Here is a 17,438-nt window from a genome sequence, read left to right as displayed (position 1 = left end):
GGAGGTGAGAATCCGCATGAACGGCGGCCTGCAGGGGGATGCGGCAGAATCGGAGCATCTGTCTGCAAGGAGGTCGCCGTGATGACGTCTGCATTGCCCGCGTTCGAAACGCACCAGGTGAGCAACCAGCCGCCACCTTTCGGGGGGCGCAATCTGTGGGCCGACGACGTCGCGCTGGCCGAGGCAGTACAGCGCGAAGGCGGCGCCGCGTTCGCGGGCCAGTTGGCGCGCTATGGCGGTCTCGCCGGCGATGAGCTCTATCGGATCGGCTTCGATGCCAATCGCGATCGCCCGCGTCTGCGCACCCACGATGCACAGGGCCATCGCATCGATACCGTCGAGTTCCATCCGGCATACCAGCAGCTGATGACGGCGGCGAAAACGCATGGCGTGGCCGGGCTGTCCTGGCACGATGGTCGCCCCGGCGCGCACGTGGCACGTGCGGCGTTGAGCTACCTGCATCACCAGGCCGAGGCGGGCACCAGTTGCCCGTTGACGATGACCCACGCTGCGGTCGCCGTGTTGCGCCAGGATCCGTCGCTCGCCGCCTGGGCGGACAAGGCGGCAGCGCCTCACTACGACCCGCGTGACGTACCGATTGCCGACAAGGCCGGGATCACCCTGGGCATGGGCATGACCGAGAAGCAGGGCGGTTCGGACGTACGCAGCAACACCACGCGGGCCGAGCCCCAGGCCGATGGCAGCTATGCGTTGGTGGGCCATAAGTGGTTCTTCTCCGCGCCGATGTCCGATGGCTTCCTGGTGCTGGCGCAGGCGCCGGGCGGCCTGAGCTGTTTCCTCATGCCGCGGCGCCTGGCCGATGGCCACCGCAACGCGTTCCGTCTGATGCGCTTGAAAGACAAGCTTGGCGACTGGTCCAACGCTTCCAGCGAGGTGGAGTTGTGCGGGGCCTGGGCGCAGCGGGTGGGCGAGGAGGGGCGCGGGGTGGCGACCATCATCGGCATGGTCATGATGACGCGGCTGGATTGCATGCTCGGTGCCGCCGCCGAGATGCGCATGGCGCTGGCGCAGGCGCTGCATCACACCCGGCATCGCAGCAGTTTCGGCACGCGGCTGAGCGAGCATCCGCTGATGGCCAACGTACTGGCGGACCTGGCGATCGAATCCGAAGCGGCCACGGTGTTCGCCATGCGCGTGGCACGGGCGGTGGATCAGGCCGGGGCGGATCCGCAGCAGGCGGCATTCGCGCGCATCACGACGGCAGTGGGCAAGTACTGGGTGTGCAAGCGCGCGGCCGTGTTCGTCAATGAAGCGCAGGAGTGCCTCGGCGGTGCCGGCTATGTGGAAGAGTCGATGCTGCCACGGCTGTATCGTCAAGCGCCGTTGAATTCCATCTGGGAAGGCAGCGGCAACATCCAGTGTCTGGATGTGCTGCGTGCGCTGTCGCGCGAACCACAGGTGCTGCAGGCGCTGGACGCCGAGCTGGATGCGGTGGCCGGTGTGGATGCGATCTATGACGCCGCCCTGCGGGCGTTGCGCATGCAGCTCGCGGCAACACCGGAACAAGCACAGGCCCGCCGTATCACCGAACGCCTGGCGCTGGTGTTGCAGGCCGCGGTACTGCTGCGCGCGCGGAGCCCGAACGCATCGGCCTTCATCCGCTCGCGGCTGGGTGCCGAGCATGGGATGGCGTTCGGGACGTTGCCGGCCGACGTGGACTTCGCGGCCGTGCTGAGCCGCGCGCTGCCGTGAACGCGCCCCAATGAAAACGCCCCCTCAGGAGAGGGGGCGTTGGTCACACCCGAAGGCGGCGTGAGGGACGCCGGACTCAGCGCTTGGCTTCGTTGGCGTTCTTCTTGGCATCGTCGGCAACGTCGCGCGCCTTGTCGGCGACCTTCTGCGCGGCATCGGCAGTGGAATCGCTGGCGTGGGCAGCCGCATCCTTGGCGGCGACCTTGGCCTCGCCAGCGGCCTCGGAGGTCGCTGCGGCAGCGCGGTCGAGCGCCTGCTGGGTGTCGGCGGCGGCGCGCTCGGAGGCGGCAGCGGCATCGTCGGCGGCAGTGCGGGTGGCGGCCGCGGCCTTGTCGACCGCTTCGCGCGCGGCGGCATTGGTGCTGTCGGCGGCCTGGGCGGCATCACGGCGGGCCTGTTCGGCCTCCGGGCCCTTGCACGCGGCCAGGCCGAGCAACAGGGAAGCAGCCAGCAGGGAGGTGGTCAGCGGACGGATCTTCATGTGGCGCTCCAGAACGGCGATGGATGGGAGGCCAGCCTATTCATGCGCCTGTGAAGAACCGGTGCGCGGCAGGACATGCACAACACGCGCCCAAAGAAAAAGCCGCTGGCGAACCAGCGGCTTCTTCAGACTTGCTTGAAGAAAGAAGCTATTACTTCTTGGCTTCTTCAGCAGCGTCCTTGGCCTTCTCGGCGGTGCCTTCGGCAGCCTTGGCAGCGTCAGCAGCCTGGTCGGCAGCAGCGTCGGTGGCAGCGCCAGCAGCCTGGGCAGCGGCATCGGCCGAAGCGTCAGCAGCGGTGGTGGCGGTGTCGGCAGCAGCCTGGGCAGCGTCAGCAGCCGGGGCGCCAGCAGCAGCGGCCTGGTCAGCAGCGGCCTGGGCGTCAGCGGCAGCTTCGTTGGCCGAAGCGGCGGCGTCAGCAGCCTGCTCCTGCTTCGAGCAGGCGGTCAGAGCCAGGCCCAGGGCCATTGCGATCAGCAGCTTGTTGATGCTCATTGTTGTGAATCCTCGTCGTTAGATTAGGCAACGCGCTATTGCGCGCCCGGCAACATGATGACAAGCCACGATTGGCTGTCAAGCGATCGCGCATTCAGTTTTGAGAAATGCGCGTTAAATCAAATCAAATCAATTCGATAGCGATGGCGGTTGCTTCGCCGCCGCCGATGCACAGGGTAGCAATTCCGCGCTTGGCGTCACGCTTGCGCAATGCGTTCACCAGCGTGACCACCAGCCGTGCACCGGAGGCACCGATGGGATGACCCAATGCGCAGGCGCCGCCATTGACATTGACCTTGTCGTGCGGAATGCCCAGCTCGCGGATCGGCGCCATCGCGACCACGGCGAAGGCTTCGTTGATCTCGAACAGATCCACCTGGTCCAGCGTCCAGCCGGTCTTCTCCAGCAGCTTCTGGATCGCACCGATGGGGGCGGTGGTGAACCATTCCGGCGCCTGCGAGTGCGTCGCATGGCCGACGATGCGGGCCAGCGGCTGCAGCCCGCGGGCGGCGGCATCTTCTTCGGACAGCAGCACCACGGCGGCAGCGCCGTCGGAGATGCTCGACGAGCTGGCGGCGGTGACCGTGCCGTCCTTCTTGAACGCCGGGCGCAGGGTCGGGATCTTGGCGATGTCCGAGCGGCTCGGCTGCTCGTCCTGTGCGTATTCGACCTCACCCTTGCGCGTGCTGACCTTCACCGGAACGATTTCACCATCGAAAGCGCCATTGGCCTGGGCGGCCTGCGCACGGCGCACCGATTCGATGGCGAAGGCATCCTGGTCCTCGCGGCTGACCTGGTACTTCTCCACGGTGCACTCGGCGAACTCGCCCATGGCTTTGCCGTCATACGCATTGACCAGGCCGTCGTGGGCCATGTGGTCGATCATCTGGAAGTTGCCGAAGCGGTTGCCGGTGCGCGAGTTGGGGATCATGTGCGGGGCGTTGGACATCGACTCCATGCCGCCGGCGACCACGATGCTGGCCGAGCCGGCCTTGATCAGGTCATGCCCCAGCATGATGGCCTTCATGCCCGAGCCGCACACCTTGTTGAGGGTGGTGGCGCCGGTGGAGACCGGAATCCCGGCGGCGATCGCGGCCTGGCGGGCCGGCGCCTGGCCGAGGTTGGCCGGCAGCACGCAGCCCATGATCACTTCGGAAACGTCCGCAGCCGGTACTCCGGACTGCTCCAGGGCCGCGGCGATGACGGTGGACCCCAGGGTCGGGGACGGCACGCCGTTGAACTGGCCCAGGAAGGAGCCGATGGCGGTGCGCTTGGCGGCGGCGATGACGATGTTGGACATGTGCAATCTCTTTGGTGCGTGAGCGAAGAGCGGAATGGGAACGCGGGCGTTGGAAGCCGACGCATTTCCCGGCAGACTGCGTGGGGGTCGGTCCAGTATAGAGGGTCGGCATTGACTGCCGGTGTCTGCCCGGGGGCAGGCAGGTGGGGAAGGTCCATTCACAAGGGGAGCAGGGATGAAGCAGGTTGTGATCGGCAGGTCGGCCTTGGCCGCGGCATTGGCGCTGGCACTGAGTGCGTGCGGAGGCGGGGGCAGCAATGTCCGCGGGGACCTGGAGCCGTCGCCTCCCCCGACCACGCCCCCGTCGCCGCCGCCCACCACACCGCCTTCGCCGCCGCCGACCACGGCCCCGCCGCCGCAGCCGTCCATCGATGCGCACCTGAGCATCGTCCAGGCGGGCCCGGCGCAGTCTGCCGGCTGGACCGGGTCCGGCGTGCGCATCGGCGTGGTCGATTCGGGCGTGAACCGCGAGCACCCGGCATTGAACGGGCGGGTGCTGGCCAATTACACCTATGTCGATCCCCGCGTGAACAATGTCAATGTGGATGACGTGGTCGGTCACGGCACCGTGGTGGCCCAGCTGGCGGCCGGCGCCAGGGTCGGCAGCTGGCCGGGTGGTGTGGCCAGCGAAGCGCAGATCGTCTCGGCGCGCATCATTGCTGACAAGCGCCCCGTCGACGACGGTTCGGGCAGTGGCAACGAGATCACCGGTGCGGTCGGTCTGGACGGTGTGCATCAGGATCTGATCGCCGCCGGCGTCAAGATCATGAACAACTCGTGGGGCGGCCTGTACTGGACCAACCCCTCCGCCACCGCGCCGATCGCCCAGGAATACCGCCCCTTCATCCTCAGCAATGGCGGCCTGGTGGTGTTCGCCACCGGCAACGAGAGCAAGCCCAATCCGTCCAGCATGGCGGCGCTGCCCAGCCAGGTCGGCCCGGGCGGCAGCCTGCCCGCTGCGGATCTGGAACGCGGCTGGCTGAGCGTGACCGCAGTGGACACCGCCGACCCGAGCAAGCTGGCTTCGTATGCCAACGCCTGTGGCGTGGCGGCACGCTATTGCCTGGCCGCCCCGGGCACGGTGGCCTACGTCGATCCCGCCAGCAAAGGGGGCACGCCAACGTACTTTTACGGTTCGGGCACGTCCTACGCGGCGCCGCTGGTCTCCGGCGCGGCCGCCCTGGTGTGGCAGAAGTACCCGTATTTCACCAATGATCTGGTGCGCCAGACGCTGCTCGGCACGGCCACCGATCTCGGTGCGGCCGGCGTGGACAGAACGTTCGGCTATGGCCTGCTCAACATCGCCAAGGCGATCAACGGTCCGGCCAGGCTGGACTGGGGCGATACGACGGTCAATGTCAGCACGCCGGGGCTGAATTCGGTATGGAGCAACGACATCAGCGGCAGCGGCGGACTGACCAAGCAGGGTACGGGTGCGTTGACCCTGGCCGGCGCCAATACCTACACCGGTGACACGTTCATCGAGCGCGGCACCCTCGCGCTGCGCGGCGGTGCGTCGCTGCGTTCCAACGTGCTCATCGTGCCGCAGGCCGGTGACCCCAACGGCGCGGCGCTGCAGTTCATGAACGGCACCACGCGGGTGAGTGGCAACGTGGACAACGGCGCCAGCGTGATGCTGCGCAGCGACAACATCGATGCGGTCATCGAAGGCAACTACATCCAGCGTGCCGGCGCGCAACTGGTCGTCGCACTGGGGGCCAACCCGCTCATGGTGAACGGCACCGCCACGCTGGCCGGCACGGTCCGTGTGGACAGCATCATCGCCGGTTACGTGCCCCGTGACGGACGCACGCAGCCACTGCTGCACGCCGATGGTGGGGTGGCCGGCACGTTCGCCAGCGTCACCAACGGACTGGCACCCGGCAGCCTGCTCCAGGCCAGCCTGCTGCACGCCAACAACGACGTCACCATGGTCATCGACCGCATCAGCGTCACCAGCGCCAGCCTCCAGGCCGGCCTGGGCGGCACGGCGCTGGCCTCGGCAGCGCGGGTCGAATCCGCGTTTGAAGTGCTGGATCGCAACGGTGCGGCACTGGACGGGTTTGCCGACGGGGCCGGGAAGCTGCAGCAGGTGGATGGCGCCAGCGCCTTGCAGGCCAGCCTGGACAGCCTCTCCGGCAAGGCGCATGCCCTGGCCACGGCAGCGACCTTCGACAGCATCGACATGAACCGACGTGCGCTGTCGGCACGGCTCGGTGAGGTGCAGGCCGTGCCACGCCTGCGCGGTGCCTGGCAGAGCACGCTGGGCGAGGCGGGCCAAGGCAGTTTCGCCGGCAACGGCGTGGCGACCCGCGGCTGGATGATGGGCCAGGACATGGCGTTGGGCAGCCACGGCATGCTCGGTGTCGCGTTCGGTGAAACGCGCAGCTACGGCAGCCGCGAGTGGGGCAGTGACCGCGGCCGCGACCGTCAGTCGCAGGCGCAGGTGTATGCCGGCTGGGGCACCGGCCGCGCCTATGCGATGGGCCAGATCGGCGCGGGCCAGTTCACCCGTGAGATCGATCGCCAGTTGCTGCTCGGTGCGGGGCAGTACGGCGTCAATGCGCGCTATGGCGGCAGCTTCAGCGCGGCCAGCGTGGAGTCGGGCTACCGTTTCGGCAGTGCCACCGCCTCGCTGACGCCTTACCTGGGCGCCGAGTACGCCCGGGTGGACAGCGATGGTTTCAGTGAAACAGGCGGCATGGGTTTCGGTCTGCGCGCGCGCGATGCCGTGAGTACGCGCAGCCAGGCGTTGGCCGGCCTGCGCGCCGAGCGGCGCTGGGGCGGCTGGTCGCTGCGCGGCTATGCCGAATGGCAGCAGCATCTGTCCAGCGACGGCCTTTCGCTGGATGCCAGCTTCGTCGGTGTCGAGGCCTGGGCGCCGGTGGCCGGGGTGCAGCCGGCCCGCTCGGGCGGGTTGTTCGGGCTTTCGCTGGAGTCATGGTTGAGCCGCAACAGCCGCCTGGCATTCGGGTACGACCAGCGCTTTGGGCCACGCGGCGATCTGCGCCAGGCGCAGCTGCGGTATTCGGCTGGGTTCTAGACGCGGGCCTGGCCGCGACGCACGAAAAAAGAGGGCGCGATCGATGATCGCGCCCTCTTCGTTTGTCAGCGCAACGGCTCAGTTGCCGCGCAGGCTGCCCCGGCGCGGCGTGCTGCGGCCCAGCGGCATCTTCAGTTTGCCGATCGACAGGATGCGCGATTCGGCGATCTGGTCGGCGGCGCGCTGCGGGGCGATGCCCTCGCTCTGCGACAGCGCGAAGATGCGGCCGAGGTTGTGGTAGATGCTGCGGATCAGGCGCATCGCGCGCTCACGGTTGTAGCCGTCGATCTCCAGCGAGACGTTCATGACGCCACCGGCGTTGACCGCGTAATCCGGTGCGTAGAGGATGCCGCGCGCGTGCAGTTCATCGCCGACCTCCAGGCTGGAGAGCTGGTTGTTGGCGGTACCACAGACGATCTTGCACTTCAGGCGCGGCAGCGTGTCTGGATTGATCGCGCCTTCCAGCGCGCAGGGCGCGAAGATGTCGGCGTTGACGTCGTAGATGTCTTCCGGCTTGACCGCCTCTGCACCGTATTCGGTGACAGCGCGATCCACGCGCGTGCTGTCCAGGTCGCTGACGTACAGCTTGGCGCCACGATCGCGCAGCAGCTTCACCAGCTCCATGCCGATATGGCCCAGGCCCTGCACCGCGATGCTGGCCTTGCCCACTTCCTCATGGCCCAGCTTGTGCTGCATCGACGCCATCAGCGCCTGCAGCGCGCCGTATGCGGTGAACGGTGCCGGGTCACCGGAGCCGCCATGCACCTGGTGGACGCCGGTGACGTACTCGCTCTCCAGGTAGATGTTCTCCATATCGTTGACATCGGTGCCGACGTCCTCGGCGGTGATGTAGCGGCCACCCAGCGAATCGACATAGCGGCCGAAGGCGCGGAACAGCACTTCGGTCTTGTCGCGCTTTGGGTCGCCGATGATCACCGCCTTGCCGCCACCCACGTTGAGGCCGGCCAGGGCGTTCTTGTAGGTCATGGTGCGGCTCAGGCGCAGCGCATCGGCCAGGGCCTCGTCGGTACTGGCGTAGGGACGCATGCGCACACCGCCCAAGGCCGGGCCGAGGGTGGTGTTGTGGATGGCGATGATCGCCCTCAGACCGGCGTCGCGGCTGTGGCAGAACACCACTTGTTCGTGACCGGTGGTTTCGAGGGTTTCAAATAACATGGTGGCTCCGATGGTGCGAACGGTGGCGAACAGCGGCGAACGCGCCAGCAAAAGGTGGGTTGTAAAACAAAAAAAGCGACGTCGTCGGGTCTCGGACGGGTCGCGCGGCGCCATTCTAGTGCATTCCGACGGACGGTGTTGTCAGGGGTCTTGCGCCCCACGGCCATTAAAGTTGCTGAAGCGCAGGCCGATGCCGTGGCAACGGTGTGGATGGCCGGTCATCGCAGGAAGGATCACGTGGGCGCAGTCGCAACAAGGCAAGTGCGGGACCCGGCGCGTCCAGGGCCATGGGCATGATCGGCGCTGTGGTTGTCGGCGCCGCCGTGCTGGCGCTGCTTGGCATGGCCGCTGTGCTCCGTCACCGGCGTGCCGTGGTGGCGCCGTCGATGGCCCGTGGCACTGCCACGCACGGGCGAGCCGCGGCGTTGCCGGTTGCCCCGGTAGCGCCGGGTACCGATCCGGTGGGGGTGCTGCAGGCCGGGCTGCATACGCTGGCACTGGTGCCGCGCAGTGGCGATGCCGCCGACGCCGCGGCCCCGCGCACCGTTGAACTGCGTGATGCCGTCACCGCCTCGCTGCTGGCGCGGGACTGGTCGGCCAAACACCTGCCCCGCCGCCCGCAGCTGCTGCCGCAGCTGATCCAGACCGTCAACGACAGCGACGCCTCGGCGCGCGCCATGGCCGGGATCATCGGCCAGGACCCGGTGTTGACCGGCAATCTGCTGCGCATCGCCAACAGCCCGGTCTACCGGGTGCAGGCGCGCCCGGTGGAGACCCTGCAGCGTGCGGTCACCCTGGTTGGTACCGATGGCATCCGCCAGATCATCAGCGCGGTGCTGGTGCAGCCGGTGATGCAGCTGCAGTGCGATGCCTTTCCCCAGTTCAGTGCGGTGATCTGGGAGCATGCGCTGCTGGCCTCGCGTGCTGCCGCCGACCACGCACGCACGGTGACCCATGAAGATGGCTTCGCCGCGCAGTGGCTGGGCCTGACCCAGGGCCTGGGCGCGGCGCTGGTGATGCGCCATCTGCTCGATGCCTGCGCGCAACAGGCGCTCGCCGCCCCGCCGCGCACGCTGGCGGCGGATCTTCTCGACAGTTGGACCCTGCCGGTGGCCAGCCGCATCGCCGCGGCATGGGAGCTGCCCAAGGCCGTGCACGATGCCTTGATCCGCCAGAGTGGCAGTGGGCTGGCGGCCAGCCTGCGCTTTGCCCGTGCGGCGGCGGCGGCCAGCCTGCTGTGCCGCCATGGCCAGATCGGTCAGGTCCAGGCCCTGGCGTTGCTGGAGCAACTGGACGACACACCGCCGCACGCACTGCAGTGGATCTGGCGGCGCGTGCACGGGCGCGCCGTGGAAACGCTGGAGGGCGACGAGGCCGAGCGCGACGTGGCCCAGGCCGGCTGAGCTAGAGCTGCGACTCCAGCGGCAGCCAGCTGATCGCGCGCGCGCTGGCCCGCAGCCAGAACCCGGTGTCCGGTTCGGTATACAGCCAGTGCGGCGGCTGCGCATCGCGCTCCAGCCACCGCACGTCGCCGTCCGGTCCCAGGGCCACCCAGTAGCTCTGGCGTGGGCTGGCCAGGCGCAGGTACTCCTCGCGCAGCTGCGCGGCGAGCACCGGATCGTTGAACAGCACGCCCATCTCGGTGTTCAGATACGCCGAGCGCGGGTCCAGATTGAATGAGCCGACGAAGCCGCGCTGGTCGTCGATCATGAACGCCTTGGTGTGCAGGCTGGCGCCACTGCTGCCGAACAGACCGCCGCCATCGACGTTGCCGCGCGATTTGAGCTCGTACAGCTGCACGCCACTGCGCAGCAACGGTGCCCGGTAGTGCATGTAACCGCTGTGCACGGCGGCCACATCATTGGCGGCCAGGGAGTTGGTGATGACCGCGACCTGGGCCCCGCGCGCGACCATCGCGCCCAAGCCCTCGGTGCCGTCCTCGCCAGGAACGAAGTAGGGCGAGATCAGCAAGGCTTTGTGCTGTGCGCTTTCCAGCTCCTGCACCAGGCGCGTCACCAGCCAGTCGGCCTGATCGTCGCGGCGGTGCTTCATCGGCGGGTCCGAGGCGATCTCCACGTGGTGTGACCAGTGCAGATCCAGCGCATCGCGGTAATACGATTTCGCCGCCTGCGAGCGCGCCACGCGTTCGAGATAGGGCTTGGCACTGTCCAGGCGCGCTTCGTGCTCGCTTTCGCCGATCAGCAGGCGCAGCTGCGGTTCGGTGTAGAACGCCAGCGCACGGATCGGCACAGCGGTATCGCTGTTCCAGTAATCGTCGAAGATCGTGTTGGCCTGCTGCACCGCTTCGCCGGCGACCAGCAGGTCCAGGTCGCGGAAGTTCACATCCGGGCGTGCGCTGAAATACTCCTCGCCGATGTTGCGGCCACCGACGATCGCCACGCGCCCGTCGGCGATCCATGACTTGTTGTGCATCCGGTGGTTGACGCTGAAAACGCGCTGCACCATCTCGACCAGCCGCCAGAGTCCGTTGCGGTTGCGGAACGGGTTGTACAGGCGGATCTCGATGTTGGGGTGCGCATCGAGCGCCATCATCAGCGCGTCCTTGTCCTGCGCGTTCATGTCATCGAGCAGGATGCGTACCCGCACGCCGCGCTCGGCCGCGCGGTACAGCTCGTTGGCCATGAGATGGCCGATGAGGTCGTCGTGCCAGATGTAGTACTGCAGGTCCAGGCTGCGCCCGGCGTGCTGGGTGATCACCGCGCGTGCGGCGTACGCGTCCAGCCCGTCGGACAGGAAGGCCACACCGGTCTGGCCGGGGTGCTCGGCCTGCAGGCGGACCAGCTCGCGATCGATCGGGGTCTGGTCGGCCTGGGTGGGCAGCACCGTCGAACGCTCGCCCACGGCCTGCGGGGTGAGGTGGTCGGCCAGCAGCAGGCCGCTGAGGACCAGCAGGATCAGCAGGGCGACAACGATCCCCAGCCAGCGCAGCAGCCGGCGCCAGAACGGTTTTTTCTCGGTCATGCCCCGATCGTAAGCGGCCGGGGCGTGCAGGGCGAGTGCTGGCGCGGTTTAGAAACGCTCGTCCGGTGCCAGGTAACGCCACTGGCCCGGGACCAGCTTGCCCATCGCCACGCGGCCGATGCGCAGGCGGCGGATGCTGATGACCTCCAGCCCGACCTGGGCGCACATGTCGCGCAGCTGGCCCGGATGCACCGGCTTGATCGCAAAGCGCAGGCGGGTTTCGTTCTGCCAGCTCACCTTGCACGGTGGCAACGGCCAGCTGCGGAAGCTCAGGCCGTGCGCGAGGCGCTTCATGCCGTAGGGCGCCAGCTCGCCACTGACTTCCACCAGGTATTCCTGCTCCAGCGTTGCGCCGCGATCCTTCAGGTGCGAGATCACGCGCCCGTCCTGGCTGACCACCACCAGGCCGCTTTCGTCGTCGGACAGCGGCATCACCAGCTGCAGGGCGTGGAAATGCCGCTGCAGCAGGGTCACCCCGGTGGCGTCGAGTTCACTGCGGCTTTCCGGGGTCACCAGGGCGCACAGTTCGTCCGAGCGCATGCCGGCCGGCTTGTGCAGCAGCATGCTCACGGTCTCGGTGCGGGTCGCCTCGGCGTTCTCGCGCAGCACGATGTCCTCGTCGGTGACCATCGTCTGCGGCTGTTCGACCACCTGGCCGTTGACGGTCACCCAGCCGCCCTCGATGTAGCGCTGGGCGTCGCCACGGGAGCAGCCGATCAGGCTGGTCAGGCGTTTGTCGAGTCGGATCGGGTCGGTCATGGGGCAGGCAACATAAAACGGGAAACGGGCGGGGAGTGTACTGGCTGGGGCCCGGCGCTGCGCGATGAGGGCCGCTGCGGCTCAGGCCGGCGTGCGTTCCAGGTGGGTCAGGTACAGGCGCAGATCGAACTCCAGCTGGTGATAGTCCGCTTCCATGTGGGTACACAGCTGGTAGAAGGCCTTGTTGTGGTCCGATTCCTTCAGATGGGCCAGTTCGTGCACCACGATCATCTTCAGGAACGGCGCCGGTGCCTCGCGGAACACCGTGGCGATGCGGATCTCGCGGCTGGCCTTGAGCCGGCTGCCCTGCACCCGCGAGACCGTGGTGTGGGTGCCCAGCGCGTGCTTGAGCACCTGCAGCCTGCTGTCGTAGATCACCTTGGACAGCGGCGCGGACTGGCGCAGGTAGCGCTCTTTCAGGCCCTGGGTGTAATCGTAGAGCTGGCGGTCGTTGCGGACCGTATGCAGTTCGGCATAGCGCTGCTCCAGCCACGGCCCCAGCCGGTCGCCCGCGATCAGCTCGCGCACCTGCTGCTGCAGGGCGTCGGGATAGCCGGCGAGGTACTTCAGGGCGGTCATCGGGCGGTTGGGGCGGGACGGGCAGACCAGTATGATGGCCTCCGGAATCCCGCAACAACAGATGCTAGGCGTATGGCGAAGGCAAATCCCCTGCAGGAGCAGCTGCTCAAGGCTGGGCTGGTCAAGAAATCCCAGGTCTCCCAGGCCGCCCGTGAACAGGTGAAAGCCCGTCACGGCAAGGCCCCGGCCGCGCCCAGCGAAAGCCAGCGCGAGGCCGAGCGCCTGCGCGCGGAAAAGGCCGAGCGCGATCGCGCGCTGGAAGCCGAGCGCAAAGCCAAGGCCCACGCCCAGGAACTGCAGGCCCAGGTCCGCCAGATCGTCGAGGCCCACAAGGTCAAGCGTGAAGGCGAGAGCGAGTACCGCTTCAACGATGGCACGCTGATCCGCACCCTGCTGGTCAACAACGTGCTGCGCCGCCAGCTGGCCTCGGGCAGCCTGGTGATCGTGCGCCATGGCGACGGCTTCGAACTGCTGCCGCGGGCGGCGGCCGAGAAGGTCCGCGAGCGCGATGCCAGCGTGATCGTGCTCGACAACAGCCAGCCCGGCAGCGAGCCCAGCACCGGCAACGCCGAGGACGATGCGTACTACGCCCAGTTCCAGGTGCCGGACGACCTGGTCTGGTAAGCCCCGTCTGAAGCGTTCACCCGGCGCCGCGGGCGTTCAGCCCCACGTCGGCTCGGCGTCGTGGGCCGGGTCTATGCTGGTGGCCTGACACCGGCATGGGAGACACATCATGGCGACAGGTTGGGCAGGCGACGGCGCCGTCCAGGATCAGATCGACGCCACCGTCGATGAGGCCATCCAGCGGGCCCGCGCACAGTTGCGCGACGGCCCCGGATTGACCCACTGCGAGCACTGCGACGCGCCCATTCCCGAGGCGCGGCGGAAGGCCGTGCCCGGCGTACGACTATGCGTGCGCTGCCAGGAAGAAGAGGACGCCGCCCAGCAGGAGGGCAGCGGCTACAACCGCCGCGGCAGCAAGGACAGCCAGCTGCGCTAGGTATCGATCCCGCAGCGGGCATTGCCTGGCCGACGGCGGCGGGACTCAGCCGTCCCCTTGAATCCCGCCCGGCGCCTGCGAAGGATCGCGCCAACGGCGCACGGTGCGTTGGAAAAACATGTTGTTGGGCATCTGCAGGACCGTGCCTTCATGCCCACTGCCGGTTTCCTGCAACGTGGTGTAGATCAGATTGATGTCGATCACGCGGCCCTTGAGTCCAGGCTTCTCACCGTTTTCCAGCAGCTCGATGTAATCGTGCAGGCGGAACGGCCGCGTCGTGAAGATCAGCAGCGTGCAGAAGATGTTGGACAGCACGCTCCACGCGGCGAAGAACGCCACCGCGCCGACCGCGGCGAACCCGGTGAAGGCGGTCCACAGCACCGTTGCCGAGACGCCCACGATGTTGAGCACGATCAGCAGCACGGTGAAATACACCAGGAAGGTGAACACCCGACGTGCGCCCATGATCATTTCCGGCGGGAGTGTGTAGTGCTCACCGACGCGGCGGATCAGCCGCCGGGCAACCAGCCGCAGCAGCCAGGCCACCAGCAGGGTCACCAGAATCTGCAGGGCAGGGACCCCATAGTGCAGCCATTCGTGGGTCCAGGCGGGCAGATGGTCTTTCATGGGGGCGGAATTCCTTTGCAGCGATAGTGCCGATCCCGCCATGGTAATGCCGATGCGCCTCGCCGCATCGTGGTGTGCGCTTACGGCCGCGGGCTGCCGTACACATCGAACGCAGCGATCATCGCCGAGGCACACAGCGGCGCGTTCTGCGCGTACTGCAGGCAGACATCCGGCGCTTCGGGCGCCAGCGTGAGCCGGATCTGCAGCGGACTCCACGGCAGCGTGCAGCCGGTGGCCAGTGAGAGCAGCACGGCCAGGCAACTGGATGACATGGGGATACTCCTTGGCGGGCGCCGGTAGTGACAGAGGATTGGATGCCGCGTCGGCCAGGAAGGTTTAAAGACCGCAGAAATAATCCGCCTTGGCGCACGCGTGCCACACGCGAGTCCCGTAGCGGCCGGTAGGCCCCTGGGCAAAATCAAGGAGGAGGTCGTCGCCTTCAGGCGGCGGCCGGGGGACATTTGCCGAGGGCCCGCCGGTTGCTACGGGGCCCTCACGCTCGCGGCAGCCCCAAGCGGAGGCACCTGAAAAGAAAGTCAGAACGGGCTTAAACCTTTTCCATGCCCCCCGCATCCAACGGATATGCTCGACACGACCATGCCCGCCTCCAGCGCCACGAACCAGGCCGATGCCGCCGACGACCACGCCCTGGTGCGTGCCGCAGCCGCCGGTGACGTGACCGCGTACGAACGCATCTACCGACGGCATGCGCCGCGTGTGTACGCCGTGCTGTGGCGGCTGTGCGGCGGCCACGCGGCCCGCGCCGAGGATGCCCTGCAGGAGGCCTTCCTGCAGGCATGGCGCGCCCTGCCGGGCTTCCGTTTCGAAAGCAGCCTGGGCACCTGGCTGCACCGCCTGGGCGTGAATGCAGCGCTGATGGAACTGCGCGCCAACGCCACCGGCGATGCACGCGATGCCGGTGAGGAAGGCTGGGAGTCGCTGGCGATGCTGCCCGCCCAGGACCGCTGCGCGGGCACCTCGATGGACCTGGAGCGCGCGCTGGAAACACTGCCGCCACGGGCCCGCGCGGTCCTGGTCCTGCATGACATCGAAGGGTGGAAACACCAGGAAATCGCCGACCAGCTGCAGATGGCCGTTGGCAGTTCCAAAGCACAGCTGCACCGAGCGCGCGGCCTGCTGCGTGCACGCTTAGGAGAAACCGCATGAACCCGCATGATTCCGAACACGACGAACTGACTGCACGCCTGCGTGCCTTGCCTGCCGAGCGCGTTCCGCCGGCACGGGTCTGGCAGGGCATCGCCGCACAGTTGCCGGCCCAGGCCCAGGCCCAGGTCCACGCCGCGGCGGTTGCCGTGGCAACGCTGCCGACACGCCGCCGGCGGGAGCGCTGGCCGCTGCGCATCGGGCTCGGCCTGGCCGCCGCACTGGCGCTGCTGATGGTGGTGCCCACGCCGGTTCCGCATACGCCGGCACCGTCGCTGCTGCAGCGCCAGGCCGATGCGATGGCCGGCGAATACCAGCAGGCGATTGCGGCCTTGCCCAGTGCCGATGTCACCGATGCGTGGCGCCCGGCCCTGCATGAACTCGATGCCAGCGCGGACAACATCCGCGCGGCCATCGCTGAAAATCCCCGCTCGCGCTATCTGCTCGGGCAACTGCAGCGTACCTATGCGCTGCGGCTGGAACTCACCCAGCAGGCGGTGCTGTCCGCCGGCCTGCCCACTTGAAGGAGAACCCCATGCGCATTCCTCTGTCCCTGATCGCCGCCCTGGCCCTGTGCCTGCCGCTTGTCGCCCAGGCCGCCACCAACGTCAATGAGCGCCACCCACTGGGTGCCGGCGGCCGCGTGGAAATCAGCAACATCGCCGGCAAGGTCACCGTGCGCGGCTGGGACCGCAACGACGTGGCATTGACCGGTTCGATGGCCGATGGGCTCACCCTCAAGCAGGACAAGAGCAGCAACCGTGTGCGCTGGGAAGTGGAGTACCCGCGCGGCCGCAGCAATGGCGGGGCGACCCTGGAACTGCGCGTGCCGCGTTCGGTGGAAGTGCAGCTGGGCACCGTCAGCGCCGACATCGACGTGGCCGATATCGACGTGCGCCGCCTGCAGGCCAACAGTGTCAGCGGCAGCATCACCGCGGCCGGGCGCAGTGGCGAGACCACGTTGAACACGGTCAGTGGTGGCATCCGCTCGCAGCTGCAGACCGCACGCCTGGATGCGCGCACGGTCAGTGGCCAGTTGCTGGCCGGCGGGGGAGCGTCAGGGGAAGTAGCGGCCGAATCGGTCTCCGGCCGGGTCAACGTCAATGCCGGGCGGATCCAGCGGCTGGCGGTGGAAACCGTCTCGGGCAGCCTGGATGTGAGCGCGACCGGCATGGCGCCGGGCGGCAAGGTGACGATGCAGACGGTCAGCGGTTCGGTCGCGCTGAAGCTGCCGGCCAATGTCTCGGCGCAGTTGAACGTCAAGACGTTCAGTGGTGGGATCCAGTCCGACGCCGGGCAGGTTGAGAAGCCGCGCTACGGCCCCGGCCGCAGCCTGGATGCGCGTCTGGGGTCGGGCGATGGGGATATTTCGATCAACGCCCATTCCGGGAGCGTGCGGGTCAGCCTGGGCCGCTGAGTGCGGCCACCGCACCGGCCAATGCCGGTGCGGTCGGCAGCAACGTCAGCCGGCTTTCTTCAGCGCCAGGGTATTGCCCAGCACTTCGATCTTGCCGCCACCTTTACGGAAAGCAGCCAGATCCGCAGCGATGCTCTGGCTGCTGACGGCGGAGTTGGACCCTTGCTTGCGGTCGACGCGAACGGTGTTGCTTGCCTTGGGGGAGGTCTTTGGCGTACGAGCCATGGATGCTCCTGCTATGGATGAAGCGTGGAAGAAAACGTCGACAGATCCTGCTGTTGTCGACGGTAGTCCTGCCGCACGAGGCGGCAATCATCGCCGCCCATGTCGAACTGGCGGCAGATCGCGGGTCGCTGCGAGTAGATCGTGCAGCGCAGGTGATACGGGTCGATCGCAGCGCACCAGCCTTCTTCGTTGCGTGCCATCACCGTGCCGCCACGCGCATCGGTATCCAGCAGGTAGCCGGGCACGTTGTCGTCAGGCATGACGGTGACGGTGAGCCGACAGCACACCGCGTCGCAACGACGGCAATCGATGGGGTCGGGCTCGGACGATGTAAGAAGTGCAGCCAGGCGTTCGCCCAATCTGAGTGTCTCTTGGCGGCTCGGGGTGCAGCAGGCTGTGAACGAGCCGGATCACAGCGATGAGCGATACCGGCACCGCGGACAGGTCCGGACGGTGGCAGCATCGAAGAGGACGGTGGC

19 protein-coding genes are annotated in these 17,438 nt (G+C 67.7%); 8 read left to right on the top strand and 11 right to left on the bottom strand.

Features of this window, described 5'->3' with window-relative positions; all coding sequences use genetic code 11:
• The first annotated feature begins 81 nt into the window (after positions 1-81).
• Positions 82-1,713: an acyl-CoA dehydrogenase family protein gene (locus ABE422_RS09595; RefSeq protein ID WP_346482870.1), complete on the top strand. Its 1,632-nt coding sequence runs from the start codon at positions 82-84 to the stop codon at positions 1,711-1,713.
• A gap of 76 nt (positions 1,714-1,789) precedes the next feature.
• On the opposite strand, the gene ABE422_RS09590 is transcribed toward ABE422_RS09595, so the two are convergent.
• The 3 genes from ABE422_RS09590 to ABE422_RS09580 all read right to left on the bottom strand — a co-directional run bounded on the left by ABE422_RS09590 (position 1,790) and on the right by ABE422_RS09580 (position 3,987).
• Positions 1,790-2,194 (bottom strand): hypothetical protein, encoded by a 405-nt coding sequence (locus ABE422_RS09590; protein ID WP_152154110.1) that lies wholly within the window; start codon positions 2,192-2,194, stop codon positions 1,790-1,792.
• 151 nt (positions 2,195-2,345) lie between these two features.
• Positions 2,346-2,687, bottom strand: a complete 342-nt coding sequence (locus ABE422_RS09585; RefSeq protein WP_088434503.1) for a hypothetical protein — start codon at positions 2,685-2,687, stop codon at positions 2,346-2,348.
• Between the two features lie 124 nt (positions 2,688-2,811).
• Complete coding sequence (locus ABE422_RS09580; protein WP_346482869.1) at positions 2,812-3,987, bottom strand: thiolase family protein; 1,176 nt, start codon at positions 3,985-3,987, stop codon at positions 2,812-2,814.
• A 175-nt stretch (positions 3,988-4,162) separates the two neighbouring features.
• On the opposite strand from ABE422_RS09580, the gene ABE422_RS09575 reads away from it, so the two are divergent.
• Positions 4,163-7,030 carry a S8 family serine peptidase gene (locus ABE422_RS09575; protein WP_346466016.1) on the top strand — a complete coding sequence of 956 codons (2,868 nt, stop codon included), beginning with the start codon at positions 4,163-4,165 and terminating at the stop codon, positions 7,028-7,030.
• A gap of 78 nt (positions 7,031-7,108) precedes the next feature.
• Here ABE422_RS09575 and ABE422_RS09570 read toward each other — a convergent pair whose 3' ends face one another.
• Positions 7,109-8,206: a Glu/Leu/Phe/Val dehydrogenase dimerization domain-containing protein gene (locus tag ABE422_RS09570; protein ID WP_121041184.1), complete on the bottom strand. Its 1,098-nt coding sequence runs from the start codon at positions 8,204-8,206 to the stop codon at positions 7,109-7,111.
• A 287-nt stretch (positions 8,207-8,493) separates the two neighbouring features.
• Here ABE422_RS09570 and ABE422_RS09565 point away from each other — a divergent pair, with 287 nt between their 5' ends.
• A complete protein-coding gene (locus tag ABE422_RS09565; RefSeq protein ID WP_313211372.1) occupies positions 8,494-9,609 on the top strand; it encodes an HDOD domain-containing protein in 1,116 nt (371 codons plus the stop codon).
• Position 9,610: 1 nt separating this feature from the next.
• Here the strand turns inward: ABE422_RS09565 and ABE422_RS09560 are convergent, their stop codons facing one another.
• From ABE422_RS09560 to ABE422_RS09550, 3 genes are all read right to left on the bottom strand, one after another.
• Complete coding sequence (locus ABE422_RS09560; protein WP_313211373.1) at positions 9,611-11,188, bottom strand: phospholipase D family protein; 1,578 nt, start codon at positions 11,186-11,188, stop codon at positions 9,611-9,613.
• Positions 11,189-11,236: 48 nt separating this feature from the next.
• On the bottom strand, positions 11,237-11,947 hold the full coding sequence (locus ABE422_RS09555) for an rRNA pseudouridine synthase (RefSeq protein WP_121038691.1): 711 nt from the start codon (positions 11,945-11,947) through the stop codon (positions 11,237-11,239).
• Positions 11,948-12,028: 81 nt separating this feature from the next.
• Entirely contained in the window at positions 12,029-12,526 is a 498-nt protein-coding gene (locus tag ABE422_RS09550) for a M48 family metallopeptidase (RefSeq protein WP_313211374.1), read from the bottom strand.
• A 72-nt stretch (positions 12,527-12,598) separates the two neighbouring features.
• Here ABE422_RS09550 and ABE422_RS09545 point away from each other — a divergent pair, with 72 nt between their 5' ends.
• Complete coding sequence (locus tag ABE422_RS09545) at positions 12,599-13,150, top strand: DUF2058 domain-containing protein (RefSeq protein ID WP_313211375.1); 552 nt, start codon at positions 12,599-12,601, stop codon at positions 13,148-13,150.
• A gap of 109 nt (positions 13,151-13,259) precedes the next feature.
• Complete coding sequence (locus ABE422_RS09540) at positions 13,260-13,526, top strand: DksA/TraR family C4-type zinc finger protein (protein WP_121038682.1); 267 nt, start codon at positions 13,260-13,262, stop codon at positions 13,524-13,526.
• Between the two features lie 45 nt (positions 13,527-13,571).
• On the opposite strand, the gene ABE422_RS09535 is transcribed toward ABE422_RS09540, so the two are convergent.
• Positions 13,572-14,153: a mechanosensitive ion channel family protein gene (locus ABE422_RS09535; RefSeq protein ID WP_313211376.1), complete on the bottom strand. Its 582-nt coding sequence runs from the start codon at positions 14,151-14,153 to the stop codon at positions 13,572-13,574.
• 80 nt (positions 14,154-14,233) lie between these two features.
• A complete protein-coding gene (locus tag ABE422_RS09530; RefSeq protein ID WP_313211377.1) occupies positions 14,234-14,425 on the bottom strand; it encodes a hypothetical protein in 192 nt (63 codons plus the stop codon).
• Between the two features lie 310 nt (positions 14,426-14,735).
• On the opposite strand from ABE422_RS09530, the gene ABE422_RS09525 reads away from it, so the two are divergent.
• From ABE422_RS09525 to ABE422_RS09515, 3 genes are read left to right on the top strand one after another with little or no spacing between them, the layout of a single operon-like run.
• The gene (locus tag ABE422_RS09525) at positions 14,736-15,320 is read left to right on the top strand and encodes a sigma-70 family RNA polymerase sigma factor (protein ID WP_313211378.1); all 585 of its coding nucleotides are present in this window, start codon (positions 14,736-14,738) and stop codon (positions 15,318-15,320) included.
• Positions 15,317-15,841, top strand: coding sequence for a hypothetical protein (locus ABE422_RS09520; protein WP_346482868.1), 525 nt, complete (start codon positions 15,317-15,319; stop codon positions 15,839-15,841). Before ABE422_RS09525 ends, ABE422_RS09520 begins: the two co-directional genes overlap by 4 nt.
• An 11-nt stretch (positions 15,842-15,852) precedes the next feature.
• Positions 15,853-16,734: a DUF4097 family beta strand repeat-containing protein gene (locus tag ABE422_RS09515; RefSeq protein WP_346482867.1), complete on the top strand. Its 882-nt coding sequence runs from the start codon at positions 15,853-15,855 to the stop codon at positions 16,732-16,734.
• A gap of 45 nt (positions 16,735-16,779) precedes the next feature.
• Here ABE422_RS09515 and ABE422_RS09510 read toward each other — a convergent pair whose 3' ends face one another.
• Together ABE422_RS09510 and ABE422_RS09505 are read right to left on the bottom strand one after the other, a co-directional pair.
• On the bottom strand, positions 16,780-16,959 hold the full coding sequence (locus tag ABE422_RS09510) for a hypothetical protein (RefSeq protein ID WP_019183415.1): 180 nt from the start codon (positions 16,957-16,959) through the stop codon (positions 16,780-16,782).
• An 11-nt stretch (positions 16,960-16,970) separates the two neighbouring features.
• Positions 16,971-17,270 carry a YkgJ family cysteine cluster protein gene (locus tag ABE422_RS09505; protein WP_080114834.1) on the bottom strand — a complete coding sequence of 100 codons (300 nt, stop codon included), beginning with the start codon at positions 17,268-17,270 and terminating at the stop codon, positions 16,971-16,973.
• Positions 17,271-17,438: the final 168 nt, after the last annotated feature.

It is taken from the genome of Stenotrophomonas sp. TWI1151 (genome assembly GCF_039673135.1).
In the GTDB taxonomy this organism is placed as follows: Bacteria; Pseudomonadota; Gammaproteobacteria; order Xanthomonadales; family Xanthomonadaceae; genus Stenotrophomonas.
Note: the sequence above shows the minus strand (reverse complement) of the source record. Positions and strands in the feature narration are given on the sequence as shown.

Coding starts and splice junctions, on each gene's coding strand:
- ABE422_RS09595 (WP_346482870.1), top strand. CDS start 82: ATGACGTCTGCATTGCCCGCGTTCGAAACGCACCAGGTGAGCAACCAG.
- ABE422_RS09590 (WP_152154110.1), bottom strand. CDS start 2,194: ATGAAGATCCGTCCGCTGACCACCTCCCTGCTGGCTGCTTCCCTGTTG.
- ABE422_RS09585 (WP_088434503.1), bottom strand. CDS start 2,687: ATGAGCATCAACAAGCTGCTGATCGCAATGGCCCTGGGCCTGGCTCTG.
- ABE422_RS09580 (WP_346482869.1), bottom strand. CDS start 3,987: ATGTCCAACATCGTCATCGCCGCCGCCAAGCGCACCGCCATCGGCTCC.
- ABE422_RS09575 (WP_346466016.1), top strand. CDS start 4,163: ATGAAGCAGGTTGTGATCGGCAGGTCGGCCTTGGCCGCGGCATTGGCG.
- ABE422_RS09570 (WP_121041184.1), bottom strand. CDS start 8,206: ATGTTATTTGAAACCCTCGAAACCACCGGTCACGAACAAGTGGTGTTC.
- ABE422_RS09565 (WP_313211372.1), top strand. CDS start 8,494: ATGGGCATGATCGGCGCTGTGGTTGTCGGCGCCGCCGTGCTGGCGCTG.
- ABE422_RS09560 (WP_313211373.1), bottom strand. CDS start 11,188: ATGACCGAGAAAAAACCGTTCTGGCGCCGGCTGCTGCGCTGGCTGGGG.
- ABE422_RS09555 (WP_121038691.1), bottom strand. CDS start 11,947: ATGACCGACCCGATCCGACTCGACAAACGCCTGACCAGCCTGATCGGC.
- ABE422_RS09550 (WP_313211374.1), bottom strand. CDS start 12,526: ATGACCGCCCTGAAGTACCTCGCCGGCTATCCCGACGCCCTGCAGCAG.
- ABE422_RS09545 (WP_313211375.1), top strand. CDS start 12,599: ATGGCGAAGGCAAATCCCCTGCAGGAGCAGCTGCTCAAGGCTGGGCTG.
- ABE422_RS09540 (WP_121038682.1), top strand. CDS start 13,260: ATGGCGACAGGTTGGGCAGGCGACGGCGCCGTCCAGGATCAGATCGAC.
- ABE422_RS09535 (WP_313211376.1), bottom strand. CDS start 14,153: ATGAAAGACCATCTGCCCGCCTGGACCCACGAATGGCTGCACTATGGG.
- ABE422_RS09530 (WP_313211377.1), bottom strand. CDS start 14,425: ATGTCATCCAGTTGCCTGGCCGTGCTGCTCTCACTGGCCACCGGCTGC.
- ABE422_RS09525 (WP_313211378.1), top strand. CDS start 14,736: ATGCTCGACACGACCATGCCCGCCTCCAGCGCCACGAACCAGGCCGAT.
- ABE422_RS09520 (WP_346482868.1), top strand. CDS start 15,317: ATGAACCCGCATGATTCCGAACACGACGAACTGACTGCACGCCTGCGT.
- ABE422_RS09515 (WP_346482867.1), top strand. CDS start 15,853: ATGCGCATTCCTCTGTCCCTGATCGCCGCCCTGGCCCTGTGCCTGCCG.
- ABE422_RS09510 (WP_019183415.1), bottom strand. CDS start 16,959: ATGGCTCGTACGCCAAAGACCTCCCCCAAGGCAAGCAACACCGTTCGC.